The organism is Candidatus Streptomyces philanthi (genome assembly GCF_059553635.1).
The window spans coordinates 1-4063 of record NZ_JCANQV010000407.1 but is presented as its reverse complement, the minus strand read 5'-3'; the positions used below and the strand labels follow the sequence as shown (position 1 = coordinate 4063).

4 protein-coding genes and 1 pseudogene are annotated in these 4063 nt (G+C 76.1%); 3 read left to right on the top strand and 2 right to left on the bottom strand.

Going from position 1 to position 4063, the window contains the following annotated elements; genetic code table 11:
• Positions 1-30 precede the first annotated feature (30 nt).
• The 3 genes from AC51EU_RS27905 (at position 31) to AC51EU_RS27895 (ending at position 2940) form a co-directional block, all read left to right on the top strand.
• Positions 31-816, top strand: coding sequence for a class II aldolase/adducin family protein (locus AC51EU_RS27905; protein ID WP_496269864.1), 786 nt, complete (start codon positions 31-33; stop codon positions 814-816).
• Between the two features lie 134 nt (positions 817-950).
• A complete protein-coding gene (locus AC51EU_RS27900; RefSeq protein WP_496269863.1) occupies positions 951-2180 on the top strand; it encodes a hypothetical protein in 1230 nt (409 codons plus the stop codon).
• A 220-nt stretch (positions 2181-2400) separates the two neighbouring features.
• Positions 2401-2940 (top strand): DoxX family protein, encoded by a 540-nt coding sequence (locus AC51EU_RS27895; RefSeq protein ID WP_496269862.1) that lies wholly within the window; start codon positions 2401-2403, stop codon positions 2938-2940.
• A gap of 278 nt (positions 2941-3218) precedes the next feature.
• Here AC51EU_RS27895 and AC51EU_RS27890 read toward each other — a convergent pair whose 3' ends face one another.
• On the bottom strand, positions 3219-3425 hold the full coding sequence (locus tag AC51EU_RS27890; protein WP_496269861.1) for a hypothetical protein: 207 nt from the start codon (positions 3423-3425) through the stop codon (positions 3219-3221).
• Positions 3422-4063: pseudogene (locus tag AC51EU_RS27885) on the bottom strand (PspC domain-containing protein); the annotation flags it as partial. The gene AC51EU_RS27890 and the pseudogene AC51EU_RS27885, both read right to left, overlap by 4 nt.

Below are 4063 nucleotides of genomic sequence, written 5' to 3'. Positions count from 1 at the left end.
CGGGCGCCCGACGCGCCAGGAGGAGCAGCGATGCCCGAGCCCACGCCTGTCCCCGCCGAGCAGCTGCGGTTCGCGCTGCCGCCGCGCTACGACACGGCCGCCGAGGAGCGGCGCCACCGCAAGGAACGCCTCGCCGCCGCGCTGCGCGTCCTGGGACACCACGGGCACGAGGAGGGCGTCGCCGGCCTGGTCACCGTCCGCGACCCCGAGTCCGGCGACCACTGCTGGGCCAACCCCTTCGGGGTGCCCTTCGCCCACGCCACCGTCAGCGACCTGGTCCTCGTCAACGGGGAGGGCCGGGTCGTCGAGGGCCGCCACCACGTCAACCAGGCGGCCTTCGCCCTCCACGCCCAGATCCACCGGGCCCGCCCGGACGTCGTCGCCGTCGTCCACACCCCCTCGGAGTACGGGCGCGCGCTGGCGGCGCTCGGCGAGCCCCTGCGCCCGCTCACCGAGGACGCCTGCGCCTTCTACGAGGCGCACACCGTCCACGGCGCGTACACCGGGGTGGTGGTGGACGCGGAGCAGGGACGGCGGGTGGCGGACACCCTCGGCGGGCACAAGGCCGTCGTCCTGCGCCACCGCGGACTGCTCACCGTCGGCGGCACGGTGGACGCGGCGGCCTGGTGGTTCCTCGCGATGGAACGCGCCTGCAAGGTCCAGCTCACCGCGCGGGCGGCCGGCACACCGGTACCGATCGCCCATGACGACGCGCTACGCACCCGCGAGCAGCTCGGCGGCGACCTGGTGGCATGGATCAACTACCAGCCGCTGTACCGGAAGATCACCCGGAGCGAACCGGACCTGTTCGAGTAGGCGCCAGGACCTAGGGCGCCGAGTAGGTGGAAACGGTGACCGTACGGCACAATTCCCGTTCACCGATGATGTGTTGGGGAACGCGCCGCGTCCGGCGAGGTGCCGTGGCGTGGTGAGTGGCGGGCGGTAGTGACGTGGCAGCGGATACGGCGGACGGCGTCGGCGCGGACGGCCGGTGCGGACGATGCGGAAGGGACGGGCACCGCGAGGCAGTCGCCGCGTTCGTGGCGCTGCGCGAGGAGTTCGCGGCCGGGCGCGGCGTACCGTCCGCCCTCGCGCGCTCCGCGGGAGCCGCGCGCCAATGGGTCTCCGACGAACTCACCCTCTCCGCCCGGACGGTGGCCGAACGCTCCACCGCCGGAGCGGGCGCCTGGCGCGCCGCCGTGTGCCGGGGTACCTGGTGGGTCCTGTGGGGCGGTGTCGTCGTCCTGCTGCTGGCCGAGGCGCTGACCGCGCTCGGGACGGGGTGGACGACGGGCCGCACGGCCGCGCTGGCCGCCGCCGTGGTGACGGCCGGCGCCCTGTCGGCGGTCGCGTGGCAGCACCGGGCGCACGGCGGGGTGCTCGCCCCGCTGACCGGCGAGGACGGGCGGCTCTCCACCTCGCGCACGGTCGCCGGGCTCTGGCTGGCGGCGGCCGGGTACACGGTGCTGGTCGCGGTGGCGCGCGGGGTGCTCGGCGCGGCACCGGGAGCGGTGCCCTTCGGCGCGGCGGCCCCGCCGCTGCTGGTGCTGGGCGTGGTCCTCGCGGTCGCGGTGCTGGCCCGGGTGGTGGTCACCGTCCGCGTCCGGTCGGGCAGGGTGCAGAAGCTGCCCGCCGAACACCCGCGCGCCGCCGACCTGTTGGCGGACGACGCGGGACGCGGCAGCCTCGCCGACGCCCAGTACGTGGGCGTGAACGCGGCGGTGCTGGCCTCGGCGCTCGCCGCGAGCGCGTGGCGGCCCGCCGAACTGCCGCCGCTGTCCTGGGGGACGGCGCTGCTGGTGGTCCTCTCCGCGGGCGGCTATCTGGCCGGGAAATGCGCCGAGGGCGGCCGCCCGGCGATCCTCTCCGTCGTACGGGCCCGCGAACCGGGCACCCTCGCCGCACCGGTCCGCCCCGGCGACGACATCGAGATCCGCGGCACCGGCTTCGTCCCGCCGGGCGCCGGGTCCCCGGACCGGCTGGCCCGGACGGTCGTACGGATCGGCGCGGTGTACGTCCCGGTCCCGCTGGTCCCGGTCGCGGGCGGCTTCGCCAACCCGTCGGACGGCCTGCTGACGGTGCCGGTACCGGCCGACGTCGAACCGGGCCGCGTCGAGGTCCGCGTGATCACGGCGGCGGGGGTGGAGACGGGGGCGTACGTGATCGACGTGCGGGAGTGAGGTGGGGGGCGGGCGCCGTTCACAGTGGCGGGTGGGGCCTGCCCGGTCGGGGCGGCTGCCGCTCGCTCCGTATCGCCCCGCCCGGCCGACCCCCGCACCTCACCCGGAGGAACACCGCGCCACGCCCGGAGGAACGTCGCGCGGCCCCGGGCCGGGTCCCTCCCGTCAGGGGCCGGGCGGGGGCACAATCGTGCGCCCGACGGCTACGAGAGGCGGAGTCATGGTGCACGCGGAACGTATGACCGGTGTCGGTGAGGCGCGGCCGGGCGGTCCCGGTACGGGGCCGCGGGCGGCGATGGCGCGCCACGCCCTGCTGCCGCTGCGGGCCTTCCTCGGGGTCACGTTCGTCTACGCGGGGCTCGACAAGCTGCTGGACCCCGCGTTCCTCGCGGCCCACGGCCCCGGTTCGCTCGGCGACCAGCTGCGGCAGCTGCACGGCACCGCGGGCCTGCCCCGGCTGGTCGACCTGGCGCTGACCAGCCCCGTCGGCTTCGGGTACGCCATCGCGCTCGGCGAACTGGCCGTCGGACTCGGCACCCTCGTCGGCCTGTACGCGCGGGTGGCGGCCCTGGGCGGCGCCCTGCTGTCCCTGACGCTCTGGCTCACCGTCAGCTGGCCCGTCACGCCCTACTACTACGGCAACGACCTGATCTATCTGATGGCCTGGCTCCCTCTCGTCCTGGCCGGCGCCCCCGCGTTCTCGCTGGACGCCGTGCTGGCGCTCCGCCGCGACCGGTACGGGCGGCGCATCCTCGGATGATGGCGTGAGCGGGTCTCACGGTGGGGAGTGCGTATCGCTTCCGGGGGTGGTTCTCCGCGTGGCGGCAGGCTCCCGCCGGTGGCGCGCTTCCTGCGACGGGGGTGTACACGGCAGGGCCCGGAGGCGGATCTCCGTCCGGCCGCGCGAGAGTCCCTTACGGCGGGGTGTGCGCCCCCGACCCCGGAGGCGGATCATCGGCTGCCCGCCCGAGCCCCCTCACCACGGCGGCGTACGCCCCCAGCCCCGAGACGGATCTCCAACCGCCCGCCCGAGCCCCCTTACGACGGCGGCGTGCGCCGCCTCCGGGCGATGGCCCACGCGGCGGCCGTGACCCCGGACGCGAGCAGACCGGCCGGGACGGCGGCGAGGAGCCAGGGGCCGGGGGCGTGCCAGAGGCCGAGGGCGTCGAGGCCGTAGCCGGTGCCGACGGCGAGGGCGGCGAGCCCGGAGACCAGACGCGCGGGTTCGACGGGATGGCGCTTCACCGGGCGTCGCCCCCCGGACCCGCCTCCGCGGGGAGTACCTCCACCTGCCCGGCGCCGACCTGGAGATCCAGTACGAGCGCGCCGCGCGGCTTCTCGCCGTCCTTGAGGCCCTCGGCGGGCAGGATCGCGGTCGTGGGCGGCGCCTCGGAGAGGTTCATCTGGTTGATGTTCCGGTCGGGCAGCCGCACGCCGCCCATGCGCACGGAGGCGTGCACGGTCGTCGTCACGCCCTTCGGGAGGCGGACCTCCAGACGGCCGAGGCCGACCCGGGCGCCGGTGTGCACCGTACGGCCGTCCGTGACGCGCAGCGCGCTCAGGTCCAGTACGCCCTCACCGGAGCCGATCGCGTACTGCGGCCGTACGGAGCCGACCGCCTCGGGCGCCCACTGGGAGTGCCGCCATTCGGTGGTGAGGTCGTCGGGCAGCGTGCTCACGCCCGCCAGCAACGCGGTGGTGAGGACGACCAGGAACACCGTGCCGCCGCCCGTCCGCCCCCACCAGGCGCTGACCGCGAGGGCGAGACCGAGGACGACCAGCGCGGCGGCGAACGCGGCCTGCAACGCCGATGTGAGCGTCCCGTACCGCTCCACGGCGAGCCCGGTACCCGTCCCGCACAGCACGGCCAGCAGGAACGCCCA

Excerpts from the sequence above, each read along its gene's own strand:
- AC51EU_RS27895 (WP_496269862.1), top strand. The coding sequence starts at position 2,401 with ATGGTGCACGCGGAACGTATGACCGGTGTCGGTGAGGCGCGGCCGGGC.
- AC51EU_RS27905 (WP_496269864.1), top strand. The coding sequence starts at position 31 with ATGCCCGAGCCCACGCCTGTCCCCGCCGAGCAGCTGCGGTTCGCGCTG.